General features: G+C 66.8%; 19 protein-coding genes. 13 read left to right on the forward strand and 6 right to left on the reverse strand.

Annotated elements, in window-relative coordinates; translation table 11 throughout:
- The first annotated feature begins 60 nt into the window (after window positions 1-60).
- Window positions 61-1,344, forward strand: a complete 1,284-nt coding sequence (locus ASF00_RS15355; RefSeq protein WP_055881225.1) for a glycoside hydrolase family 130 protein — start codon at window positions 61-63, stop codon at window positions 1,342-1,344.
- Window positions 1,345-1,661: 317 nt separating this feature from the next.
- Here ASF00_RS15355 and ASF00_RS15360 read toward each other — a convergent pair whose 3' ends face one another.
- Together ASF00_RS15360 and ASF00_RS15365 are read right to left on the reverse strand one after the other, a co-directional pair.
- The gene (locus ASF00_RS15360; RefSeq protein ID WP_055881227.1) at window positions 1,662-3,647 is read right to left on the reverse strand and encodes an OPT family oligopeptide transporter; all 1,986 of its coding nucleotides are present in this window, start codon (window positions 3,645-3,647) and stop codon (window positions 1,662-1,664) included.
- A gap of 160 nt (window positions 3,648-3,807) precedes the next feature.
- Complete coding sequence (locus ASF00_RS15365; protein WP_055881229.1) at window positions 3,808-5,049, reverse strand: N-acetylmuramoyl-L-alanine amidase; 1,242 nt, start codon at window positions 5,047-5,049, stop codon at window positions 3,808-3,810.
- A 562-nt stretch (window positions 5,050-5,611) separates the two neighbouring features.
- Here ASF00_RS15365 and ASF00_RS15370 point away from each other — a divergent pair.
- The 5 genes from ASF00_RS15370 to ASF00_RS15390 all read left to right on the forward strand — a co-directional run bounded on the left by ASF00_RS15370 (window position 5,612) and on the right by ASF00_RS15390 (window position 12,913).
- Window positions 5,612-8,524, forward strand: coding sequence for a ribonuclease E/G (locus ASF00_RS15370; protein ID WP_055881231.1), 2,913 nt, complete (start codon window positions 5,612-5,614; stop codon window positions 8,522-8,524).
- A 472-nt stretch (window positions 8,525-8,996) separates the two neighbouring features.
- On the forward strand, window positions 8,997-10,352 hold the full coding sequence (locus ASF00_RS15375) for a M48 family metalloprotease (protein WP_055881234.1): 1,356 nt from the start codon (window positions 8,997-8,999) through the stop codon (window positions 10,350-10,352).
- A complete protein-coding gene (locus ASF00_RS15380) occupies window positions 10,349-11,059 on the forward strand; it encodes a DsbA family protein (RefSeq protein WP_055881237.1) in 711 nt (236 codons plus the stop codon). The genes ASF00_RS15375 and ASF00_RS15380 overlap by 4 nt, the downstream gene beginning before the upstream one ends.
- A gap of 166 nt (window positions 11,060-11,225) precedes the next feature.
- Window positions 11,226-12,155: an ABC transporter ATP-binding protein gene (locus tag ASF00_RS15385; RefSeq protein WP_055881240.1), complete on the forward strand. Its 930-nt coding sequence runs from the start codon at window positions 11,226-11,228 to the stop codon at window positions 12,153-12,155.
- Entirely contained in the window at window positions 12,152-12,913 is a 762-nt protein-coding gene (locus ASF00_RS15390) for an ABC transporter permease (protein ID WP_055881242.1), read from the forward strand. Before ASF00_RS15385 ends, ASF00_RS15390 begins: the two co-directional genes overlap by 4 nt.
- Here the strand turns inward: ASF00_RS15390 and ASF00_RS15395 are convergent.
- From ASF00_RS15395 to ASF00_RS15410, 4 genes are all read right to left on the reverse strand, one after another.
- The gene (locus ASF00_RS15395) at window positions 12,885-13,637 is read right to left on the reverse strand and encodes a CPBP family intramembrane glutamic endopeptidase (protein ID WP_055881245.1); all 753 of its coding nucleotides are present in this window, start codon (window positions 13,635-13,637) and stop codon (window positions 12,885-12,887) included. The genes ASF00_RS15390 and ASF00_RS15395 overlap by 29 nt on opposite strands.
- A gap of 247 nt (window positions 13,638-13,884) precedes the next feature.
- Window positions 13,885-14,901, reverse strand: a complete 1,017-nt coding sequence (gene glpX, locus ASF00_RS15400) for a class II fructose-bisphosphatase (protein ID WP_055881247.1) — start codon at window positions 14,899-14,901, stop codon at window positions 13,885-13,887.
- Between the two features lie 16 nt (window positions 14,902-14,917).
- Entirely contained in the window at window positions 14,918-15,736 is an 819-nt protein-coding gene (gene dapD / locus ASF00_RS15405) for a 2,3,4,5-tetrahydropyridine-2,6-dicarboxylate N-succinyltransferase (protein ID WP_055881250.1), read from the reverse strand.
- On the reverse strand, window positions 15,733-16,398 hold the full coding sequence (locus ASF00_RS15410; RefSeq protein WP_055881253.1) for a pyrimidine 5'-nucleotidase: 666 nt from the start codon (window positions 16,396-16,398) through the stop codon (window positions 15,733-15,735). The genes dapD and ASF00_RS15410 overlap by 4 nt, the downstream gene beginning before the upstream one ends.
- 132 nt (window positions 16,399-16,530) lie before the next feature.
- Between ASF00_RS15410 and ASF00_RS15415 the strand changes: the two genes are divergently transcribed.
- The 7 genes from ASF00_RS15415 to ASF00_RS15440 all read left to right on the forward strand — a co-directional run bounded on the left by ASF00_RS15415 (window position 16,531) and on the right by ASF00_RS15440 (window position 23,496).
- Window positions 16,531-18,825 (forward strand): S8 family peptidase, encoded by a 2,295-nt coding sequence (locus tag ASF00_RS15415; protein WP_082463490.1) that lies wholly within the window; start codon window positions 16,531-16,533, stop codon window positions 18,823-18,825.
- Window positions 18,826-18,988: 163 nt separating this feature from the next.
- Window positions 18,989-19,987: an LLM class flavin-dependent oxidoreductase gene (locus tag ASF00_RS15420; protein ID WP_055881256.1), complete on the forward strand. Its 999-nt coding sequence runs from the start codon at window positions 18,989-18,991 to the stop codon at window positions 19,985-19,987.
- 724 nt (window positions 19,988-20,711) lie between these two features.
- Window positions 20,712-21,431 carry a helix-turn-helix domain-containing protein gene (locus tag ASF00_RS19345; RefSeq protein ID WP_082463491.1) on the forward strand — a complete coding sequence of 240 codons (720 nt, stop codon included), beginning with the start codon at window positions 20,712-20,714 and terminating at the stop codon, window positions 21,429-21,431.
- Entirely contained in the window at window positions 21,337-22,044 is a 708-nt protein-coding gene (locus tag ASF00_RS15425) for a hypothetical protein (protein WP_055881258.1), read from the forward strand. The genes ASF00_RS19345 and ASF00_RS15425 overlap by 95 nt, the downstream gene beginning before the upstream one ends.
- Window positions 22,037-22,303, forward strand: coding sequence for a hypothetical protein (locus ASF00_RS15430; RefSeq protein WP_156348394.1), 267 nt, complete (start codon window positions 22,037-22,039; stop codon window positions 22,301-22,303). The genes ASF00_RS15425 and ASF00_RS15430 overlap by 8 nt, the downstream gene beginning before the upstream one ends.
- Before the next feature lie 35 nt (window positions 22,304-22,338).
- Window positions 22,339-22,869, forward strand: a complete 531-nt coding sequence (locus ASF00_RS15435) for a hypothetical protein (protein ID WP_055881264.1) — start codon at window positions 22,339-22,341, stop codon at window positions 22,867-22,869.
- 132 nt (window positions 22,870-23,001) lie between these two features.
- The gene (locus ASF00_RS15440; protein WP_055881267.1) at window positions 23,002-23,496 is read left to right on the forward strand and encodes a hypothetical protein; all 495 of its coding nucleotides are present in this window, start codon (window positions 23,002-23,004) and stop codon (window positions 23,494-23,496) included.

Consider the following 23,496-nt stretch of genomic DNA (forward strand, 5'->3'; position numbering starts at 1 on the left):
ACCTCAGCGGGTCCTGGTCTTGACGGCGCGTTGAGTGGAACGACGCGGGGCACTGCTACGATGGATCTGTTCAACCACCAGCTGCGGCTGCACGCGGACCCTTCGCGTGTCGTCGTCCGGCCGTTTCACATCGCCTGGGGCGGTCATGGCGGCGCGCCGAGCCGCACCGAGCGGCTCGTCGGCGAAGTGCTGGAAATGACGCCCGCACAAGCGCGGTCGCAGCTTGAGGTCGTGCTGAAGGATTTCGAGGCGCGCCACTGGCAGACGCGCCGCGTATTCATGACTCGCTACGACCAGATCGAGGACATGCTCGGGCTGAATGGTGCCGAGATCGGCGACGAGAAGCGCCAGCTGATCGGCGCCTATTTCTGCCACGAATACAGCTATGCCGCCGCCGCGCTGATGAACCCGAGCGCGGTGCCGCATTTCGACCAGTCGGGGATGCCGCCGGGCTCGATGCGCATCCTGATGAGCCTGCGCGCGGTCGGCGAGGGGCACATCTCGTCGGTCGCGTTCCGCGAAGGCATAATCACCTGCGAAAACCAGATGAAGCTCGCGCCCGAGCCGCCGTTCGCGACCGCGACCGATGCGGTCGGCAGCGGCGAGGACGAGATGCCGATCGGCCCCGTCACCGTCTATCGCCACCGCGACAGCACGCTGAGCGGCACGGTGATCTTCCCGATCACGCAGGCGCAGTCGAAGGGCCTCGAGGATCTGCGCATCGTCCGCTTCCAGCACGAGAACGGCGATTACGAATGGATCGGCACCTACACCGCGTATAACGGCTCGGTGATCCAATCCGAGCTCATGCGCACGCGCGATTTCCGCGCGTTCGATCTGGTGCCGATGACCGGCCCCGCCGCGCGGAATAAAGGTATGGCGCTGTTCCCGCGGAAAGTGAACGGCCAGTATATGATGATCGGTCGGCAGGACGGCGAGAACCTGTTCCTGCTCAAGTCCGATACGCTGACCGACTGGGACGATGGCGAAAAGATCCTGACGCCCGAATATCCGTGGGAGCTGGTCCAGATCGGCAATTGCGGTCCGCCGATCGAGCTCGACGAAGGCTGGTTGCTGCTGACTCACGGCGTCGGCGCGATGCGCAAATATTCGATCGGCGCGGTGCTGCTCGACAAGGACGATCCGTCGAAGGTGATCGGCCGCACCAAGCAACCGATCCTCGCCGCGAAGGACCAGGATCGCGAGGGCTATGTCCCCAACGTCGTCTACAGCTGCGGCGCGCTGAAGCATGGCGACACGATCTTCATGCCGTACGGGATCGCCGACAGCTCTGTGGGCTTCGCCTTCGTGCCGATCAAGGACATGCTCGCCGCGATGCTGTGAGGGGGCGTTCAGACGGACGCCAACTCATCCTACGCGATAGCACCACCCCGGCGAAGGCCGGGGCCCAATTGGGGGACGCAGATAGCGGCGGATTGCGCTCCGTTACTCCCACCTTTCCAATTGGGCCCCGGCCTCCGCCGGGTGGTGGAATGGGCCAAGGTCTCAGCCCAATCGTGTTCTCCCGCGAAGGCGGGAGCCTGGTCTGGATCCCCGCCTTCGCGGGGAAACACGCTTACCTTCCCCCCTCCCCCCCCCCTCGGGGGCGAGGGAAGGGCCCGCCCGGCTCTTGCCGGGATGGGAAGGGTGAGGGCACGCGTCTACAGCGACGCCGTCATCGTCCGCCGGTACATCACCCACGTCAGCACGCCGAACAGCAGCGTCCCGCCCACCAGCGCCACGCTAGCAAACCCGTCGCCGACCAGCGCCAACGGTGTCTCCTGGTTGGTCAGGTACACGATCCCCGCAAAGCCGACGCCCCACAGCGATTCCCCGACGATCATGCCGGTAGCGGTCAGCACGCCCATCCGCTTGGCCAGTTCGGGATCGCGCGCGCGGTCCGCCCAGCGGTCGTACATATAGCCGACGACCGCACCGATCGTGACCGGCAGCGTCACCGACATCGGCAGATACACGCCCAGCCCGACGCCGAGCGGCGGCAAGCGCAGCTTGCCCGCCTTGCCCAGCAGCTCGTCGACCGCGATCACCACCACGCCGGTCAGCGCGCCATAGCCGATCATCGCCCAGTTGAGATTGCCCCCGAGCACACCCTTCGCGAGCGCCGAGATCAACGCCGCCTGCGGTGCCGCCAGCGCGTTGGGCCCCGCCCCCGGCGCGCCCGCAAACCCCAAAGTGCTGCCGAGCAGATTGAGCACCGGCGGCACGACGATCGATCCGAACACCACGCCGATCAGCAACGCGACCTGCTGTTTCCACGGCGTCGCGCCGACCAGCTGCCCGGTCTTCAGATCCTGCAGATTGTCGTTCGAGATCGTCGCGATCCCGAACACGATGCCCGTCACGATCAGACCGTAAGCGACCAAAGCCTGCGTCGTCCCCGGCTCGACCGCGCGGCCGAACCACGACACCAGCAGGATCGAGGCGGCGAGAATGGCGAGGATGCCGATCCCCGAGACGGGCGAGTTCGACGCACCGATCAGCCCGGCCATATACCCGCACACCGCCGCGATCACGAGGCCGATGACGAGAATGAACATCAAGCTCCCCGCGATCAGCCCGATCGCCGACGCCTCGAGCGGACCGCCCTGCAAGACGGTCCAGAGCAGAATGCCAATCGGCACGAGCATCGCCAGCGAACCGATCCCGACGATCCCGATCGGAATGTCGCGCTCCTCCAGCGCCAGCACTTCGCCGCCCCGCTTGGCCGCCGACGCCGCCAGCGCCGAGCGCACGCCGCCGACCACGGGTCCTGCGATCTTGAGCAACGTCCAGATCGCCGCGACGCCGATCACGCCCGCGCCGAAGAAGCGGACGTCCGATCGGAATACCGTGGTCGCGATCACCTCCGCGGTCCCGGTGATGCTCCCGCCCGAGGTCAGGATCGGCAGCAGGATCCACCAGCCGATGATGACGCCCGCGAACATCGCCATGCCGACCGAGATGCCGACCAGATGGCCGGCGCCGAGCAGCGCGAACGACAGCCCGCCCGAAATCCCGGTCGCGCCTGCGCCGACGCGGAACCACGTCGCGGCCTCGGCGGCGACCAGCTTGGTCTGAGTCAGGATCGCGAAGCCCGCCGAGACGATGGCGTTGGCGACGATGATGCCGAGTCCCCGCGCACTCTCCTCGCCGCCCTCGCGACTACCCGCGCCGACCTTGAGCACCTCGGCCGCCGCGCGCCCCTCGGGGTAGGGCAGCACTGTGTCGACGACGAGCGCGCGGCGCAACGGCACCGAGAACAGCACGCCGAGCACGCCGCCGAACATCGTGATCGCCGCGGTGGTGAAGAACGGAAAGCCCTGCCACCAGCCGATCATAACGAGGCCGGGCAGCACGAAGATAATCGCCGCCAGCGTGCCCGCGGCGGATGCGATCGTCTGGACGATGTTGTTCTCGAGGATCGTCGAATCCTTGAACAATCGCAGCACCGCCATCGAGATCACCGCGGCGGGGATCGACGTTGCGAACGTCAGCCCGATCTTGAGCCCGAGATAGACGTTCGCCGCGGTGAACAGCAGCGTGATGATCCCGCCGAGCACGATCCCGCGAAAGGTAAGCTCGCGAATGCTCGTTTCGGGGCTCGTCTCGGGCCCCGTCTCGGGTGCGCCCCGCGTCGCGTCGGTCATGTCGTCAGCCTCAAAGCAATTCGGGCGACTTGTGGCATGATGTGGGGCGGGAGGAAACCGCAACGCCCGCCAGAAGCATGTTCTCCCGCGAAGGCGGGAGTCCAGACGGGGGCTCCCGCCTTCGCGGGAGAACAAGAAGGGGCTGCCCCCTCCCCAAACCCTATCGCGTCGCCATCCGCCGCGCGAAATTCACCTCGACTGCGCGCGTCACGCTTTCCGCGATCCGCTGCCGCCCCTCGGCGCTGTCGAGGAACGCCGCGTCCTGCGGGTTCGAGATATACCCCGTCTCGAACAGGATCGACGGCATGTCCGGCGCCTTGAGCACCATCAGCGACGCCATCCGGTGGAAGTTCGCTTTGAGCGGCATCAGCGGCTTGGCCTCGCGCCCGAGCAACCGCGCGAACGTCGCCGACGCGTTCATCGTCTCGCGCTGAGTCAGGTCGATCAGGATCGACGACACGTCCGCGGGCGCCTCGCCCAGGTTCACGCCCGAGATCACGTCCGCCTTGTTCTCGCGTGCCGCCAGCCGGGCTGCCTCCTTGTCCGACGCCACCTCGGACAGCGTGTACGCGGTTGCGCCGCTCGCGGTCTCGGTGCCGGTGCTGTCGCAGTGGATCGAGATGAACAGATCGCCCTTCAGCCGCCGCGCGACGCCGTACCGCTCGCGCAGGATCAGATAGCGGTCGTCGCTGCGCGTCAGCGCCACGCGCACGCGCCCCGATGCCAGCAATTCGTCGCGAATGGCCTTGGCGACCTTGAGCGTCACGTCCTTCTCGCGCAGCCCATTGGGCCCGATCGCACCCGGATCGACGCCGCCATGTCCCGCATCGATCACCACCAGCGGCCGCGTGTCGTCACCCTCCACGCGTGGCAGCCGGACCCCGCGCGCCTTGGGCGGCACCGGCACCGACACCTTGTATCTGGGCCGCGACGCCGCCCCGAAATTGAAAGGGAAGAAATTGATCGGCCCGGCGATCCCGGCCTGCGCGAACTGGGCGTCGTCGACCGTGCGCAGCGCCAGCGTGAGTTCGCGGCCGTCGGCATCAAACCCGCCATCGGTGACGATCGCCGGCTCGGCGAGATCGAACACCATCCGCATCCCCGAATGTCCGCTGCGCATTTGTGTGACGCCCGTCACCAGCCCGCGCGCCGCGACCTCGCGACCCGGCGTCGCGCCGGTCACGTCGACCGCGATCTGCCGCGGCCCGGTCAGCACGCGGCTGGCGGCATCGCCGACCGCCTCATCGAACCGGATCACGATCCGCCCGTCCCGGATCGCGACGCTCTGCACGGTCGCCGCCCAGGCGGGCACGCTCGCCAGCCAGCCGGCCATGAGGGCGATGACGGTCAACACCCCGCGTCCTTGCCGTGCGGACGTGCCGCCGGTCCAGCGAAAATCCATGCTACACCCCTTTGATCGATACATCCGATCGCTGCACGGACAGGTAAGCCCCGGTGTCACAAGGGCGCGTTGCGGTGTGCGGTTAATTTGCCGTTTGCCACGAATTTGCCGGCAACGCGCTGCCGCTCCGGCAATTCTGCGCCTTGCTGCCCCAGTTCCGCGGTGAAGCGCGCGTGTCTGCGGGCGGTTTGCCGACACAATGTGGCGCATTGCGGGATCGGGTATGCAGTGCTAGTCCTGTCGTACAGCCGTGTGTCGCCTGGTTTTGACCAGCGACGCGCTGGTCTCGACGCCCGCCTGCGGATCTTCGCCGGCGCGGCAATTCAGGTTGACGCTCGAATGACGCATTCCCCCCGCCCCGCTCTCCGACCGGCCTTCGCCGACGGGATCGCGGTCGTGCGGGCGCCGCAGGGAGAGTTCCCGCGGCATGCAAACCGAGCAGAGGCAGTTTCGCATACCTTCCGCGGCTCAGGACGTCCGTGTCCGACCGCCCCACCATCAAGCGCGCGACGGCTGCCGACAGGCCCGGCGCGCGCGCGGAGATTCTATAATGACAACGCGCATGCTGATCGACGCACGCCACCGGGAAGAAACCCGGATCGCCGTCGTCAAAGGTAACCGGATCGAGGAATTCGATTTCGAGAGTGCCGAACGCAAGCAGCTGAAAGGCAATATCTACCTCGCCAAGGTCACGCGGGTCGAGCCGTCGCTCCAGGCGGCGTTTATCGATTACGGCGGCAATCGCCACGGCTTCCTCGCGTTCAGCGAGATCCATCCCGATTACTACCAGATCCCCAAGGAAGACCGCGACGCGCTGCTCCGCGAGGAAGCCGAGCATGCCGCCGAGGAGGCCGCGCTGCGCGCCGACTATGACGCGGACGACGAAGAGGGTGACGACGAGGACGATATCGAGCGCTTCGAGGACGATGGCGGGGTAGATCCCGACGTCGCCGAGGAGCTCGAAGGCGGCGAAGCGGGCGACGCCCCGCGCCGCAAGCGCAAGTCGAGCAGCGACGATGCCGCGGTCGAAGACCTGCGCGAGCGTCGCATGAACCTGCGCCGCCGCTACAAGATCCAGGACGTGATCCATCGCCGCCAGGTGCTGCTCGTCCAGGTCGTCAAGGAAGAGCGCGGCAACAAGGGCGCGGCGCTGACGACGTATCTGTCGCTGGCCGGCCGCTACTGCGTGCTGATGCCGAACACGAGCCACGGTGGCGGCATCTCGCGGAAGATCAGCAACGCCGGCGATCGCAAGCGCCTGAAGTCGATCATGGCCGACATGCAGCTGCCGCCCTCGATGGGCTGCATCGTCCGCACCGCCGGGCTCCAGCGCAGCAAGGTCGAGATCAAGCGCGACTTCGATTATCTCGCCCGCCTGTGGGACGGGATCCGCGAGGCCACGCTGCAGGCGTCGGCCCCCGCGCTCGTCTATGGCGACAGCGACCTGATCAAGCGGGCGATCCGCGACATCTACAACAAGGAAATCGAAGAGGTCATCGTCGAGGGCGAGGACGGCTATCGCCAGGCGCGCGAGTTCATGCGCCTGCTGATGCCGACGCACGCGCGTCGCATCAAGCATTACGCAGACCCCGTGCCGCTGTTCCAGCGCGCGGGCGTCGAGGATCAGCTGTCGGCGATGTACCATCCGGTCGTGCAGCTGAAGTCGGGCGGTTATCTGGTCATCAACCCGACCGAGGCGCTCGTCTCGATCGACATCAACTCGGGCCGCTCGACGCGCGAGCATTCGATCGAGCAGACCGCGACCGCGACCAACCTCGAGGCCGCGCAGGAAATCGGCCGCCAGCTGCGTCTGCGCGACATGGCCGGGCTCGTCGTCATCGACTTCATCGACATGGATAACAATTCCAACGTCCGTAAGGTCGAGAAGGCGATGAAGGAGGCGCTCAAGAACGATCGTGCGCGCATCCAGATCGGCCGCATCTCGTCGTTCGGCCTGATGGAAATGAGCCGCCAGCGGCTGCGCACCGGCGTGCTCGAAGCATCGACGCGCGCCTGCCCGCATTGCGAGGGCACCGGGCTGGTCCGCACGGCATCGTCGTCGGGCATCTCCGCGCTCCGCCTCATCGAGGACGAGGCCGCCCGCGGTCGCGGCTCGCTGCTGACGCTGCGCGCGAGCCAGGAGGCTGCGGTCTACATCCTCAACCGCAAGCGTGCGGACATTGCCGAGATCGAGGATCGCTACGGCGTGATCGTCGAGATCATCCCCGGTCAGGACGAGGAAGGCGCGCACATGACGGTCGAGGCCAGTGGCCCGCCGCCCGCGCACGCACCCAAGTTCGTCCAGATCATCGAGGAAGACGAGGACGACCTCCCCGAGGAGATCGAGGACGAGATCGAGGAGGACGAGGTCGAAGAGGCCGAGGCCGAGCAGCCGCGCCGTCGTGAGGGGGGTCGTGAAGGTAATGGCGAGCAGCGCGCGCCGCGTGAAGGTCGCGATGCGGACGGTGAAGGCGGCAAGAAGCGTCGTCGTCGCCGTGGTCGTCGCGGTCGTGCGCGTCCCGGTGAAGAGGGCGCGGTCGAAGGCACCAACGGCGAGGGTTCGTTCGAGGACGCCGACACCAACGTCGAGGAAATCGACGCGGTCGAGGGCGACATCGTCGAAGTCGGCGGTGGCGAGGAGGCCGAGACCATCATGTCGGCCGAACAGGCCAACGGCGTGGAGGGCGAAGGCCGTCGTCGTCGCGGTCGTCGGGGACGTCGTGGCGGTCGCCGCAACGAGCAGGGGTCGGAGAACGGCCAGTCGGTCGCCGTCAGCAGCATCGACGATGCCCAGCTGATCGCCGAGGCCCCCGAGCCCGAGGCGTATGAGCCGGTTGAATCGACCTATGCCGAGCCCCCCTACGAGCCGGCGCAAGAGCCGGTCGTTCAGGAGGCGCCGGTCGCAGAGGTCGCGGACGGTCCGAAGATGCGCCGTCGTCCCCGCGCCCGCGCAGCAGCCGCTGCGGCAAACATCGCCGAGCCGGTTGCAGAGGCAGCCCCCAAGGCCCGCCGCGGTCGCAAGCCGCGCGCGGTCGAGGCGGACGTCGAGACGGTCGCGCCGGAGCCCGTCGCGGCCGAGCCGGCTGCGCCAAAGCCGAGCCGCCGTCGTCGTGAGGCGATCGCCGAAGCGACGATGGACGAGGTGAGCGCAACGCCCGCCGAGACTATCGAGGCTGCGGCGCCGAAGCCCAAGCGTGCGCGCCGCAAGGCGTCGGACGCGGTGGCCGAAACGCCCGTCGTCGAGGAAGCGCCTGCCAAGGCCGCCAAGCTCCGCGGTCGCCCGCGCAAGGCTGCCGTGGTCGACGCCGGCGATGCCGCGCCGACCAGCGAACCGCTCGATACGCCGATCGACACCGTCCCGCCCAAGGCCGAAGTCCAGCCGCAGGACGTCGCGACCGACCGCACCGACGATGGCACCAACGACGGCCCCGACGGCGCTCCCCGCCGCGGCTGGTGGCAGCGCACCTTCGGCTAACGCCGGACGCTGTTACCAAAGAAACGGGCGCGACCGAAAGGCCGCGCCCGTTTTCGTTTGTGGAGGGCAAGCACTCTCGGTGAACCGCTCCCTGTGCGAAAACCTGTGTCCCCGCGAAGGCGGGGACACAGTCTGGGCTCCCGCCTTCGCGGGAGAACAAGGAGGCGGGCGCGATGCGCAGTTGGGACGTTTGGCGTGCTGAGGGTCGCGCCGCTCCCCCACCCACCCCCCACCCCGGCGAAGGCCGGGGCCCAATTGGAAAGGTGGCAATAAAGAAGTGCCACCCTCAGCCAGCACCGTCCCCCAATTGGGCCCCGGCCTTCGCCGGGGAGGTGGCCGGCAGAAGCGCCCCTTCCTTTACAGCGGGAGGGTGTCGACACGCGCGGGCGGCGAACGACCCCGCGTCTCCTACCACGCACACCCAACCCCCCAGCCATTGCCCCCCCGCCACCAATCGACGATAACCCCCGGCATGAAGCGCTTCGTAGCCGCCGCAGCCACCGCCCTCCTCCTCTGGACGCAACCCCTTCAGGCGCAGTCGATTCTTCGCGACGCCGAGACCGAGACGATGTTCGCCGAGATGTCGAACCCGCTCATCAAGGCCGCCGGCCTGTCGACGCGCGACGTGAAGGTCGTCCTGATCAACGACGAGTCGATCAACGCGTTCGTCGCGGGCGGGCAGACCGTCTACGTTCACTCAGGCCTGATCCAGGCCGCCGACAACGCCAACGAAGTCCAGGGCGTCATCGCGCACGAGCTCGGCCACATCGCCGACGGCCATGTCGTCCTCGCCGACCGCGGCACCAAGCCCGCCATGGGCATGTACCTGCTCTCGATGGTGCTCGGCCTCGCCGCGATGGCCGCGGGCAGCGGCGAAGCCGGCGCGGGCATCATGGCGGCGGGTCAGCAGGCGGCGATGGGCAGCTATCTCTCGTTCAGCCGAGTCCAGGAATCGACCGCCGACGCGACCGGCGCGAAATTCCTGCGCGAGGCCAACGTCTCGGGCCGCGGCATGCTCAGCTTCTTCAAGAAACTGCAGCAGCAGGAATATCGCTTCGGCACCGCGAACATCGATCCGTTCATGCAGTCGCATCCTCTGTCGGGCGAGCGCGTCGCGACGCTCACCGCCGATCTGCAAGCCTCGCCCGCCTGGGCCAACAAGCCCGATGCCGCGCTCGAGGAACGCTTCCGCCGCGTGAAGGCGAAACTCGCCGGCTACGTCCTGCCCGCCGACCAGACGCTGCAAGCGTTTCCGCCCAGCAACCAGTCGATCTACGCGCACTACGCCCGCGCCTATGCCTATCACAAGGCCGGCTACCCCGAGAAAGCCGATGCCGAGGCGAACGCGCTGGTGAAGGCCGAGCCGACCGACCCCTATTTCCTCGAGATCAAGGGTCAGATCCTGCTCGAGGCGGGCAAGCCGACCGACGCTCTGGTGCCGTTGCGCGAGGCGACCGAAGGCTCGCGCAACAACCCGCTGATCGCGACCACCTTCGGCCACGCGCTGATAGCGACCGAGAACAAGGCGAACTATCCCGAGGCGACTCGCGTCCTGCGCACCGCGGTCGGCCGCGACGACCAGAACCCGTTCGCCTGGATGCAGCTCGGCACGGTCTACGAACTGACCGGCGACACCGCGCGCGCCGCGCTGGCGACCGCCGAGCGCGCAAGCATGGGCGGCGACATGCGGACCGCGTCGGCCAGCGCGCAATATGCGCTCGCCAATATCCCTGCGAACACCACCGACTGGATCCGCGCGCAGGATATCGCGATGGCCGCGCAGAACGTGATGGACGACAATCCCAAGCAGTATAAGCGCCGCAAATGAGCAAATTCACATTCCCGGCGATCGCTGTCGCCGGCGCCGTCATCGGAGGCCTCGCGGTCTGGGGTTTCGATCGGCAAGGCGGCGGCGTCGAGCGCGCGCAGGTCGAATCGATCGTCCACGATTACGTGCTGGCGCACCCCGAAATCCTCCCCGAGGCGATGGAGAAGCTGCGCGACCGCGAGTCCGGCAAAACCGTCACCGCGAACCGCGATGCGATTCTCACGCCGTTCGGCAGCGCCTGGGCGGGCAATCCCAAGGGCGACGTCACGCTGGTCGAGTATTTCGATTACAATTGCGGCTATTGCCGTGCGAGCCTGCCGATGATCGCCAAGCTGATCGCCGCCGATCCCAAGGTCCGCGTCGTCTTCCGCGAACTCCCGATCCTCAGCGCCGAAAGCCGCATTGCCGCACGCGCGAGCTTGGCGGCAGCACAGCAGGGCAAGTTCGCCCCGTTCCACGACGCGCTCTACGCCGGCGGCCCGGTCAGCGACGCCTCGATCGCCGCAGCGGCGGGCAAGGCCGGGGTCGACCTCTCGCAGGCGGGCTTCACGAAGACCGCCGACGCCGAGATCGCCAAGAACATGGAAACCGCCGCCAAGCTCGGCCTGACCGGCACCCCGAGCTGGGTCGTCGGCGACCGAGTCCTGTCCGGCGCGCTGCCGCTCGAAGACCTGCAAAAGGCCGTAGCGGCAGCGCGGGCGGGCTAACCCCACCCACTCCGTCATCCTGACGAAAGTCAGGACCCAGAGCCACAATCGGAACGTGCATGGTTCTGGATCCTGGGTCGAGCCCAGGATGACGGGATTTGGGTAGCCCGCCCCCTATCAATAAGCTCCCCCCACCCCCATCTCCCCCACACAAAAAGGGGTGCCAATGACCGAACCGATCCTGTCCGTCGCGGGCGTCACCAAGACCTACAAGAGCGGTACCACCGCGCTCCACCCCGTCGATCTCGACATCCGCAAGGGCGAGATCTTCGCGCTGCTCGGCCCCAACGGCGCGGGCAAGACGACGCTGATCAGCATCATCTGCGGCATCGTCACGCCCACCGCCGGTACGATCAAGGTCGCCGGCTACGACGCGATCCGCGACTATAAGCAGGCGCGCAGCCGAATCGGGCTGGTGCCGCAGGAACTCAACGTCGACATGTTCGAGACGGTGCTCGCCACCGTCACCTTCAGCCGCCGTCTGTTCGGCCGCTCCGGCCACAGCGCGTATATCGAACAGGTGCTCCGCGACCTGTCGCTGTGGGACAAGCGCCACGCCAAGATCATGGAATTGTCGGGCGGGATGAAGCGCCGCGTGCTGATCGCCAAGGCGCTCAGCCACGAGCCCGAGATCCTGTTTCTCGACGAACCAACCGCGGGCGTCGACGTGGCGCTGCGCCGCGACATGTGGAAGCTCGTCCACCGCCTGCGCGAAGGCGGCACGACGATCATCCTGACGACGCATTATATCGAGGAGGCCGAGGAGATGGCCGACCGTGTCGGCGTCATCAACAAGGGCAAGCTGCTGCTGGTCGACGACAAGGCGGCGCTGATGAAGCAGCTCGGCAAGCGCGAACTCGACGTGTCGCTCCAGGATCCGATGACCGTGATCCCCGCCGAACTGGCGGACTGGGACGTGTCGCTTCAGGACGACGGCAAGCGTCTGCGCTACGTGTTCGACGCGCAGGCCGATCACACCGGCATCCCCTCGTTGCTCCGCAAGCTCGCCGAACTCGGCATCGGCTTCAAGGATCTCGAAACCAGCAAATCGAGCCTCGAAGACATCTTCGTCGATCTCGTCGGAGAGCGCGCATGAATATCCACGGCATCTGGGCGATCTACCGCTTCGAAATGGCCCGCGCGCTGCGCACCTTGTGGCAGAGCCTCGTCACCCCCGTCCTTACCACCTCGCTGTATTTCATCGTCTTCGGCGGTGCGATCGGCAGCCGGATGCAACAGGTCGGCGGCGTCGGCTATGGCAGCTTCATCGTCCCCGGCCTGATCATGCTGTCGCTGCTCACGCAGAGCATCTCGAACGCGTCGATCGGGATCTACTTCCCCAAATTCACCGGCACGATCTACGAGCTCCTGTCCGCGCCCGTCTCGGCGATGGAGATGGTGATCGGCTATGTCGGCGCGGCGACCACCAAGTCGGTGATCCTAGGCCTCATCATCCTCGCGACCGCCTCGTTCTTCGTGGATCTGCGCATCGAACACCCGCTCGCGATGATCGCGTTCCTGGTGCTGACCGCGGTCGCGTTTAGCCTGTTCGGGTTCATCATCGGCGTCTGGGCGAACGGGTTCGAACAGCTGAACTTCGTGCCTGCGCTGCTGATCACGCCGCTCACCTTCCTCGGCGGCGCGTTCTACTCGATCGACATGCTGCCCGAGCCGTGGCGCACCGTCAGCCTGTTCAACCCGGTCGTCTATCTCATCAGCGGCTTCCGCTGGAGCTTCTTCGGACAGGGCGACGTCGCGGTGGGGATCAGCCTCGCGGTCACGGCGGGCTTCCTCGCCGCATGCCTCATCGTCATCGCGCTGATCTTCAAGACCGGCTGGCGGATGAAGAACTGACGCGCCACGCTCCGGCAAGGATCGGCCGTATGACCAATCCATTCAGGTCGATCAGCGCGTGAACTAGCATCGCCAGCCACAGCGATGCGGCCATGAGGTAAATCGCGGTCAACAAAGCGCCGACGACCGTCGTGGCGATGACGCCGGCCCATCCCTGATACCGGTGCATCGCCCCGAACAGCGCAAGCGACAGACAGAATGCGACGATCGCGCTGCCGCTGAGGAGCGCCAACAGAAGCGGGAGGAACAGCCGAAAGGCGAGTTCCTCGGCGATGCCTGCCGCGATCGCCATGGCGGCGGCGTTCGCGATCTCGGCGCGGTTGCGCGGCAGGAGCGATCCGACGTTGCCGATCGGCTTCAGCATGCGCCCGTTTCGCCGGGTCGCGAGGAACGCGCCGATCGCCAGTCCTGCAAGCGCACCGCCTCCCATTATCCCCAGCACAAACGCGCGACTGTCCCCCTCGAAACGCGGGAGCAGCATGCGAAGGTCGTCGAACTCCGACGGGATCATGATAAGTGCGTCGAGCCGCTCGAGCAGCGCGAGCCCAGCGGCGGCCGGCAGGACGAAGGCGATCACCGCCTTGGCGATCCACAGGCGGTAGGTCTTTTGACGTGATGCGGTGTCGGGGAGACGCTTGGTGCGACGATAGCCGAGCAGGTCGCCCTTGAGGAACCAGAGCATCGCCACGAGAGTGGCGAATAGAAGAACGGTCGGAAGCATCATGCCGGGCCCTCCTCCTCGTTCACCCGCGAACGCGGGAGGTCGGAATGGATCCCCGTGTTCGCGGGGAAACAGCATTGCGGTCCGCACCCCGAACCAAATACCTCACCCCGGCGAAGGCCGGGTCGCGATCGGAGCGGACTGGATACCGAAGCGCGTCGCCTGAGTGGCGACGCGCCCCGGCCTCCCGCCGAGGAACTGCCTATGCCAGCGGACGCCGTGGCCGAACGTTCGCCGGGTGTTGCCCCGATCAATCCGTCCGATGCTCGCCCTTGACCCAACGCACCGTACCCGACGACGCGCGCATGACCACGCTCTCGGTGGTCATCTTGCCCTTCTTCCGCTTTACGCCGGCCAGCAGCGAGCCATCGGTCACGCCGGTCGCGGCAAAGATGCAGTCGCCCTTGGCCAGCTCGGACAGGTCGTACTGCTTGTCGAGATCGGTGATCCCCCACTTCGCCGCACGGCCGCGCTCGTCGTCGTTGCGGAACAGGAGACGCCCCTTGAACTGGCCACCGACGCAGCGCAGCGCCGCACATGCCAGCACGCCCTCTGGTGCGCCACCCGAGCCCATATACACGTCCACGGTCGTCTCCGGATCGGACGTCGCGATCACGCCGGCGACATCGCCGTCGCCGATCAGCATCACGCCGCATCCGACCGAGCGCAACTCGGCGATCAGCTTTTCATGACGCGGGCGATCGAGCACGCACACGATCAGGTCGCGCGCGGGCACGCCCTTGGCGGCTGCAACCGCCATGATATTTTCGGTCGGCGTCTTGTCGAGATCGATGATGCCCTCCGGATAGCCCGGCCCGACCGCGATCTTGTCCATATAGACGTCGGGGGCGTTGAGCAGCCCGCCCTCTTCGGCGATCGCCAGCACGGCGAGGCTGTTCGGCCCTGCGGTGGCGCAGATTGTGGTGCCTTCGAGCGGATCGAGCGCGATGTCGATCTTCGGACCCTTGCCGATCGCCGAGCCGACCTTCTCGCCGATGAACAGCATCGGCGCCTCGTCGCGCTCGCCCTCGCCGATGACGACGGTGCCGTCCATGTACAGCGAGTTGAGCGCCTCGCGCATTGCCTCGACCGCGGCGGCATCCGCCGCCTTCTCGTCGCCGCGCCCGACGAGCGTGGACGCGGCGATCGCCGCCGCCTCGGTCACGCGGACCATTTCGAGAACGAGGACGCGGTCGAGCACCTGGCTGGCGGCAGCGGTCAAAATATTTCTCCTAGGTGTGTTTCGACCCGGATAGGCAGCGCCCATCCGGTTGTCGACCCGATCAGTCCCTCAGCAAGTCATTGATCGAGGTTTTGGAACGAGTTTGCGCATCGACCCGCTTTACGATGACCGCGCAGTACAAGGCAGGCTTGCCGTCGCCGCCGCCGATCGAGCCCGGCACGACCACCGCATAGGGCGGCACCTCGCCCTTGAACACCTCGCCGGTCGCGCGGTCGATGATCTTGGTCGACGCGCCCAGATACACGCCCATCGACAGAACCGCGCCCTCGCCGACGCGAACGCCCTCGGCGACTTCGGCGCGTGCACCGATGAACGCGCCGTCGCCGATGATCACCGGGTCGGCCTGGAGCGGCTCGAGCACGCCGCCGATGCCGGCACCGCCCGACAGATGGACGTTCTTGCCGATCTGCGCACAGCTACCCACCGTCGCCCAGGCGTCGACCATCGTGCCCTCGCCGACATAGGCGCCGATATTGACGAAGCTCGGCATCAGGATCGCGCCCTTGGCGATGAAGCTGCCACGCCGCGCGACCGCGCCCGGCACGACACGGATCCCCGCCGCGCGGAACTCGGCATCGCCCCAGCCGGCGAACTTCGACGGCACCTTGTCGAACGCAGGCGCGCCGGCCGAGCCGCCGTCTATCACGACGTTATCGTTCAGCCGGAACGAGAGCAGCACCGCCTTTTTGAGCCACTGATTGACCTGCCAGCCATCAGCCGTCGGCTCGGCAACGCGCGCGGTGCCCGCATCGAGCATCGCCAGCGCGGACTCCACGGCATCGCGAATCTCGCCCTTCGTCTCCAGGCCGAGGTTGGCGCGATCGTCCCAGGCGGCGTCGATGATGGTCTGCAAGGTCATGATGTCTCCAGGATGGTTTCGAGCCACGGTGCGAGCACCGGCACGGTGAAATCGATGTGGTCGCGCGCCGCGTCGGGCGACTGTTCGGAGCCGTTGTCGATCCACACGGTCGTCATCCCGATCGCCTTGGCCGGCGTCAGGTTGCGCGCCATGTCGTCGGCGAACAGCGATTGCGCCGGATCGATATCGAACGCCGCGCAGAACCCGGCATAGGCCGACGCATGCGGCTTCGGCATCAGGTTCATCGCATGGATGTCGTGGATCGCCTCGAAACTCTCGCTCAAGCCGAGCCGGTCGAGGATCCGCGTCGCGTACGGCGTGTCGCCGTTGGTGAAGACGAGCTTGCGCCCCGGCAGCTTGGCGATCGCGGCGACCAGGGGCGCGTCATGCTCGATCACGTCCATCTCGATATCATGGACATGCGCGAGGAACGCGTGCGGGTCGACGTGATGCTCGGTCATCAACCCCGACAAAGTCGTGCCGTGATTGTGGAAATACCCCTTCTGCACGCGCCGCGCTTCGGCATGATCGAGCCCCAGCAGATCCTGGATGAACCCGGTCATTCGCGCGTCGACCTGCGCGAACAGGTCCGCGCTCGCCGGGTACAGCGTGTTGTCGAGATCGAAGATCCAGTTGCGAACATGGTCGAGGCTGGCAAGCATGGCGCGAACCTCTAGGCACCGCGAACCGGGCGGGCAAGCCGGCTCCGACCGCCGCCGTGTCTGCCCGCTATGTTTACCATCGCGTAACGCTTTATATTCCAGTAGCTTGGCGGGGTAAAAGGGGTGGGACTCATGCGACGGATCAAGGCCGACCTGTTGCGATCGGCGCCAGTGGCAACAGGACTTCTCCTTGCGGCCTGTGGGGGCGGTGGCGGCGGCATCAACAGCACGCCGACTCCGCCGTCGGTGACGATTCCGGCACCGACCCCGCCCCCCGCTCCTACGCCGACCCCGACTCCGTCCAGCAACGACACCACCGAATATCGCGCGACCGTCGGCGCCGTCTCGATGAACGCGCTCGCGGCCTATACCGTCGGCGCGACCGGCAAGGGCGTCGGCGTAGGCGTGATCGACAGCGGCATCGACCTGCAGAGCCAGGAGTTCGGCAGCCGCATCTCATCCGCGTCGCAGGACGTCGCCGGCAACACGTCGATCGACGACGAGGGGGGCCACGGCACCGCGGTCGCATTCACGCTCGCCGGACGCCGCAACGGCACGGGCACGCACGGCGTGGCGTTCGACGCGACCCTGATCGTCCTGCGCGCCGACCGCCCCGGGACCTGCGCTACCGCAAGCAAGGACGACGAGGATTCGGGCTGTAAGTTCGGCACCGACGCAATCGCCAAGGGCCTCGACGCGGCACGGGTCGCGGGCGCAAAGGTCGTCAACATCTCGCTCGGCGGCTCCGATATGCCGCAAAGCCTGAAGGATGCGGTCGGCCGCGCCACCGCCGCGGGGCTCGTCGTCGTGATCGCCGCGGGCAATGACGGCTCGACCAACCCCGATCCGTTCACCAACGTCGCCAGCGAGGCGCAAGGCCGCAGCCAGGTCATCATCGCCGGCTCGGTCGGCGCGGGCGACGGCATATCGAGCTTCAGCGACCGCGCCGGCACCGGCGCCGCGCATTTCCTCACCGCAGTCGGTGAAAGTGTCCGCGCGCCCGACCAGACCGACACCGCCTATCTCTGGTCGGGCACGTCGTTCGCCGCGCCGCAGATATCGGGTGCGGTCGCGTTGCTGGCGCAGGCCTTCCCCAATCTCACTGGCGCGCAGATCGTCGATATCCTGTTCAGAAGCGCGCGCGACGTTGGCGCACCGGGCGTCGACTCAGTCTATGGTAATGGCGTGCTCGACCTGACGCGCGCATTTCAGCCACTCGGGGCGACCTCGATGGCGGGCTCGAAAGCCGTCGTCTCGACGAGCGGCAACGCCACGCTCTCTGCCCCCATGGGCGACGCAGTGCAGGGCGAACTCGGCGCGGTAATCCTCGACGGCTACAGCCGCCCGTTCGCAATCGACCTTGCCAAGACGATTGCCCGTCGCAGCCCGGAACGCTCGCTCGGCGGCGCGCTGCAATCGCGCTTCCGCACCGTCGCGCTAGCACAAGGCGGGATGACCGTATCCATGACGCTCGCCCCGCGCGCCAACGGCGACGTCGCGCTCGATCGCACATCGCTGTCCACCACCGACGCGACCAGCGCGCGCGCGATCGCCGGGATGGTGACGCAGCGGCTCGGCGGCAATTTGTCGTTCGGTTTTGGCTTCGCGCAGGGATCCGGCGCGCTAAGCGCGCAGCTTTCCGGCCAGTCCGAACCCGCGTTCCTGATCGCCAACACCGGCGGCATGGGCTTCGACAGCACCACGCGCGCCTCCAGCGCGATGCGGCAGAGCGTTGCCGGGTTCGGCTTCACCGCGGGGATCGAGAACGGCGACGTCCTGACGCAGCGCGGCGGCGACGTGCGGCTCCGCGATCGCTGGCAGCGCTCGGCCTATACCCGCGCCTTGCTGACGGTCGATCGTCGCTTCGGCAGAATATCCACGATGATCTCCGCCACCCGGATGGACGAGCGCGACACCGTCCTCGGCGCGCGCTTCGATGCGGCGCTCGGGGCGACGCGCGCAGCGACGTGGTTCGTCGATGCGAAGACACGATTCGACGCGGGCGCGGGCTGGAGCGTCGGCGGATCGATGCGGAAGGGCTGGACGCGTGCGCTGGTCCGCGGCGGGCTCGACGGCGATGGCCTGATCCGCACCACCGCGTTTGCCGCCGACATCTGCAAGGACGGCGTGTTCGGCCGCGACAGCTTGGGCCTGCGCATCGCCCAACCCTTGCGCGTCGCGCGCGGCGGCGTCGACCTCCGCCTCCCGACCTATTTCGACTATACCAGCGGCACCGTCACCGACTGGACCACGCAACGCCTCAACCTCGCCCCGCAAGGCCGCGAACTCGACGTCGAGCTGCGCTACGGGCTGGCCGCGTTCGGCGGCGGGCTCGACACGAACCTGTTCTGGCGCCGCGACCCCGGCAACATCGCCGCGCTGCCCGACGACCACGGCATGGCCGTGCGGTACAGTCTGGGGTTTTGAGGGCCACGCCCCCCCCAATCCGTCATCCTGACGAAAGTCAGGACCCAAAGCCAAAAGCGCCGCCCCCCGTAACCCTGGGTCCTGACTTTCGTCAGGATGACGGCGGTAGACGTCAGGATGACGGGGGGTGGATAAGCTACCGCTCGGTACCTATCTTTGACGGATGACACGCTATTCCCTGCTCGATCTCGTCCCCGTCGTTGAAGGCGGCACCGTCTCCCAGGCGCTCACCAATGCCGCCGATCTCGCGCGCCACGCCGAAAGTGTCGGCTTCCAGCGCTATTGGGTCGCCGAACATCACGGCATGACCGGGATCGCCTCCGCCGCGACCGCGGTCGTGATCGCGCATATCGCGGCAGCCACCAGCACGATCCGAGTCGGCTCGGGCGGCATCATGCTCCCCAACCACGCGCCGCTGACGATCGCCGAGCAGTTCGGCACGCTCGACGCGCTGTTTCCCGGCCGGATCGACCTCGGCCTCGGCCGCGCACCCGGCTCGGACCAGCGCGTCGCGCGCGCGATGCGCCGCACGCTGGAGACCGACGCCAACGCCTTCCCGCAGGACGTGATGGAGTTGCAGAGCTATTTCGCGAACGACGGCCAGACCGGCATCGTCGCGACGCCCGGCGCGGGCGCCGACGTCGACATGTGGATCCTCGGCTCCAGCACGTTCGGCGCGCAATTGGCGGCCGCGCTCGGTCTGCCCTACGCCTTCGCGTCGCATTTCGCGCCCGATGCGCTCGACGCCGCGCTCGCGATCTACCGCCGCGATTTCCGCCCGTCCGCGCGCCTCGCCAAGCCGCATGCGATGGCCGGGTTCAACGTCTTCGCGGCCAACACAGACGCCGAGGCCGAACTGCTCGCCAGTTCGCAGCAACAGTCGTTCGTCGCGCTGCGGACCGGCAACCCCCGCCAGCTGCCGCCGCCCGTCGCGGGCTACCGTGAGTCGCTCGGCGCGCAGGGCAACCAGATCCTCGGACATGTCCTGCAATGCTCGGCGGTCGGCAGCCCGGCCACCGTCGCGCGCGGGATCGCGGCGTTTGTTGCCCGAACCGGTGTCGACGAGGTCATGGTGACGAGCGCGATCTACGATCACGACGCGCGCAAGCGGAGCTTGTCGATCACCGCCGACGTGATGCAGGACCTCAAGATCGCAGCCTAGTTTGGTTCGATGAAACCGAAGCGCTTCTGGTGGTACGCCCGGACCGTATCCAGGCCGATTTCCGCGCTGCGATGATCGACGATAGGTCGCGTTCTTCGGTCATCGGCGCGGGCGGGTTCATTCCCGCTACGTAGCCACGGCGCGTCGGCACCGCCACCGTTGGCCATGCCTCGTCACACCACGGCAATTGAGGATCGTTCCCGTTCCTCACGAACCGGATTTCTGCGCGCCGGGCCGATCCAAGATCGACTGACCCGCGGTTCATCGCATTTTGGGGGGATCGACGCCGATACATCGCGCGTCGCGCGCACACCGTGCGGTGAAGCGGCTCTATCCGTCGTTTCCGCCGCAGGGCAGGAGATGACCGGATAGAGCCAATTCAATGGTGGGCGTGGCAAGGATTGAACTTGCGACCCCTGCGATGTCAACACAGGGGCACGGTTCAAAAACGGCAGATTTCCGCCACATACGGGCGTGACGCCGGCAGAACAGGCCACGAACAAACAGCGAAATGTTGCGAGTTTCACCGGACCGACACCGGAGCACCTGAAGCTGCGGTGATTGCACGGTACCGTCCACCGCCGCCCCCGGAATCAGAAACCCCCGTACCGGCGGCAACCGGAACGGGGGCTGAATTACCTCACCAGGCGGGCGGGCATCGATCGAATAGCATAGCTATTTGCCCTCGCCAACGGACAGTATCGCAGTTGCCGGAGCGCGTCGGATGAGCAGGGCCGCCTATTGGGCTGCTCGGCAAGCGCCCCCGCGTCCGCTCGATAAACTCGTGCTGATCGCGTTCGCGGATCACGCGGATAAAACGACGACTGAGTGCTTCCCATCCGTGGCAGCGCTTTGCGAGTGGACCGGCTGCGACCGCAAAACGGTAATGAAGTCGGTTGCCTCCCTCGAGGCTGCTGGACTGCTGATCGATACCGGCCGTCGGTGCGGACGGACGCGCCAAATCAAGGTCTATCGCCTCCCGATCGAAACAGTCCCGGAAACGGCACCCTTATCGGAAAGAGTGCCAGAAACGGGACCGTTAAACAGTACCGTTTTTCCCACGAAAGGGTCCCAAAAACGGGACACGGAACCTCCCAAGGAACCTATCTCTCAGAAGACTTCGTCTTCTTCGAGGAAGCGCGCGCACGCGAAAGCCGACATCCCGGCCGATTTCGCTCCGATCATGACAGGTAAAACCGCGGCCGTGGTCGCTGGTTGGCCTCCCGGCAGGCTGGAAGCTGAGATCGAGGCGATGGCCGATTGGCACGCAAAGGAAGGGAAGCTCAGCGCCGACTGGCAGGCTTCCTGGAGAACATGGGTTCGCAATTCCACACGATGGGAAACTTCGAATGAGCAATCTCGCCAGGCTGGACGATCGGCGCCAAATCGCGGCTCAGCCCGTGACGCCATCGTTACCGCGTTCGATCGCGTCGACTTTGGCTGACAATCGGTTCCGCAGCACGCCGTGGAATGCGGCCGACGCCATGTTTTCGATCGTGTCGACCGATGAACGCCGGCAGGTCGCGGATGGTGCACGAGCCTACCGCGCTTCGCTTGCGCCCTGCCCCCGCGACTGGCTGAAAAAACGGCTATCGTCGATGGCGTTGGCACACGGCCACGAGAAAGACCCCGACCGCGTAACCGCATGGCTTCAAGAGACCGGCCGGCTACTCCTGGACCTCCCGCACGATATCCTCGCCTATTCGATAGACGAGGCGATCAAGCGTTCCGAACGCGGCTTTATGCCCGTCGTAGGGCAAATCCGCGCGATCGCTGATCCGTTGGTCGCGACCCGCCGTGAGGAAGCCTACCGCCTAGAGGCGATGGTGCAGGTCATGGACGGCCGGACCCGCGGCGATGCCGACGCGAAGCCCTGGGAACGTGTGGTCGCAGCGGTCGCGCCCGAGGCTGATCGTATCCCAGCAGCCGACATTGCCGCCTTTAATCGGAACATGCGCAAATTCGGTACGGCCATGCGCGCTCGGGCGGACGGCTCGACGTACTCAATGGGACCAGGCGACCGCGAGCCCGACGACGAGGCCACGTCGAATGCATGAGTCTGCGCCAACCCGTCGTGACGGTCCAACGATCGAGGCGGCGGTCCGCCTGTTGCACATCGCGTTCGACATGATGCCGGACGGCAAAGCGGCATCCGCCGCGCTGATCGAGGCCGCCAGCGGCGCGGCGGTGTGCCTGTCGGACGACGTTCCGACTGCCGCTCTTGCCGCCCTCAACGACGCACTCACCCGCGCGTCCACCATCCTAGCCTTCGCTGGCGGTCCTTTGGACCTGATGCACCCTGACGGCTGCGCCTGATCGAATCCTACCAGTTCACAAGAGGAGTTACCCTAATGCCGAATGACACACCGCTACGTCTCGTGAAGGACGAGCCGCTATTCCGGCTCGGGCAACCGGGACCCGAGACCGATATGTTTCTGCCCGACGTCGCGCGCGAGGTGATGGTGAGCGCCATCGAGACGGCGCAGCACGAGCAAGGCAACACCGTGGAAGCAACCGAGACAGCGGCGCGCATCCTTCTGCTCGCCGCTGCTGATCTATGGTGGGGAGACATCGAAGTGGCGGGCCGGGGAATGCTCCTGTCCACGATGCTCTTGGCCGGGCTGGACGAGCTTCGCGAGCAACTCATTGCGCCGCCAGCACCTGCCGACGAGGCAGGCGTGCGTGCCAAGCTCGATGCAGCGGCGCGGGCCGGACTACGCGGGGATGATGCACCGCCCCGCGCCGCAGGCGACGGCGTACCGTTGGTTGTGCCTCAAGGCATGGGAGGCTTCACCCGCTCCCTGCTCGCCGCCTGCACACCGCCCAAGCGCGGCGGCAGCACCGAGGGTGACGGCGACGCCCCACCACCCCTCGCCGCGTAGGGCGCCACGGGGCGCGGGGGCGCGGGCCGCCCCCGCCCCCTTTTGGGTCCTTCCCTCGCCCCCGGGTAATACGGGCGGCAAAGGCGCATAACATTCCCAGCCATGAGCATCCCTAGGGGGGTTATAATAACCATGACGACGCAGAAGCAGGTAGCAGCGCACCTAGACCTATCGCAGGCGGCAGTGTCGCAACTGGTGGCATCGAGCATCCTGAAACCGACGAACGGGCGCGGCAGCTACAGCCTGGACGAATGCCGGGTGGCATATATCCGCCACCTACGCGAGGTCGCCGCGGGACGGTCGACCGGCGATCCCGAGGCGCCGAACCTCGTGCTCGAACGCGCCCGGTTGGCGCGAGCGCAAGCCGTCGCGCAAGAACGGAAGAACAGGGAAGCCGACGGCGAACTGATCGACATGCAGCAAGCCGAAAGCCTGTTCTTCGAGGTCAGCCGAACCGCGCGCGACGCATGGCTGAACTGGCCGTCTCGCATCTCGCCACTTATCGCCGCGACGATCAACACCCAGTTCGATCCGCTGTTCGCTGCCCTAAACGAGCATGTCCACCAGCAGCTATCGGATCTAGGCGACCCCGACCTTGCTACGGCGATGCTCGAGCGGAGGGATTGA

It is taken from the genome of Sphingomonas sp. Leaf34 (assembly GCF_001421805.1).
Taxonomy (GTDB): Bacteria; Pseudomonadota; Alphaproteobacteria; order Sphingomonadales; family Sphingomonadaceae; genus Sphingomonas.

Bases quoted from the DNA above. Each gene is read 5' to 3' on its own strand.
- ASF00_RS15440 (WP_055881267.1), top strand. From the start codon at position 23,002: ATGACGACGCAGAAGCAGGTAGCAGCGCACCTAGACCTATCGCAGGCG.
- ASF00_RS15410 (WP_055881253.1), bottom strand. From the start codon at position 16,398: ATGCTTGCCAGCCTCGACCATGTTCGCAACTGGATCTTCGATCTCGAC.
- ASF00_RS15390 (WP_055881242.1), top strand. From the start codon at position 12,152: ATGAATATCCACGGCATCTGGGCGATCTACCGCTTCGAAATGGCCCGC.
- ASF00_RS15385 (WP_055881240.1), top strand. From the start codon at position 11,226: ATGACCGAACCGATCCTGTCCGTCGCGGGCGTCACCAAGACCTACAAG.
- ASF00_RS15420 (WP_055881256.1), top strand. From the start codon at position 18,989: ATGACACGCTATTCCCTGCTCGATCTCGTCCCCGTCGTTGAAGGCGGC.
- ASF00_RS15370 (WP_055881231.1), top strand. From the start codon at position 5,612: ATGCTGATCGACGCACGCCACCGGGAAGAAACCCGGATCGCCGTCGTC.
- ASF00_RS15415 (WP_082463490.1), top strand. From the start codon at position 16,531: ATGCGACGGATCAAGGCCGACCTGTTGCGATCGGCGCCAGTGGCAACA.
- ASF00_RS15430 (WP_156348394.1), top strand. From the start codon at position 22,037: ATGCATGAGTCTGCGCCAACCCGTCGTGACGGTCCAACGATCGAGGCG.
- ASF00_RS19345 (WP_082463491.1), top strand. From the start codon at position 20,712: ATGAGCAGGGCCGCCTATTGGGCTGCTCGGCAAGCGCCCCCGCGTCCG.
- glpX (WP_055881247.1), bottom strand. From the start codon at position 14,901: ATGGGCGCTGCCTATCCGGGTCGAAACACACCTAGGAGAAATATTTTG.
- ASF00_RS15360 (WP_055881227.1), bottom strand. From the start codon at position 3,647: ATGACCGACGCGACGCGGGGCGCACCCGAGACGGGGCCCGAGACGAGC.
- ASF00_RS15435 (WP_055881264.1), top strand. From the start codon at position 22,339: ATGCCGAATGACACACCGCTACGTCTCGTGAAGGACGAGCCGCTATTC.
- ASF00_RS15355 (WP_055881225.1), top strand. From the start codon at position 61: ATGGATCTGTTCAACCACCAGCTGCGGCTGCACGCGGACCCTTCGCGT.
- ASF00_RS15375 (WP_055881234.1), top strand. From the start codon at position 8,997: ATGAAGCGCTTCGTAGCCGCCGCAGCCACCGCCCTCCTCCTCTGGACG.
- ASF00_RS15425 (WP_055881258.1), top strand. From the start codon at position 21,337: ATGAGCAATCTCGCCAGGCTGGACGATCGGCGCCAAATCGCGGCTCAG.
- ASF00_RS15365 (WP_055881229.1), bottom strand. From the start codon at position 5,049: ATGGATTTTCGCTGGACCGGCGGCACGTCCGCACGGCAAGGACGCGGG.
- dapD (WP_055881250.1), bottom strand. From the start codon at position 15,736: ATGACCTTGCAGACCATCATCGACGCCGCCTGGGACGATCGCGCCAAC.
- ASF00_RS15395 (WP_055881245.1), bottom strand. From the start codon at position 13,637: ATGATGCTTCCGACCGTTCTTCTATTCGCCACTCTCGTGGCGATGCTC.
- ASF00_RS15380 (WP_055881237.1), top strand. From the start codon at position 10,349: ATGAGCAAATTCACATTCCCGGCGATCGCTGTCGCCGGCGCCGTCATC.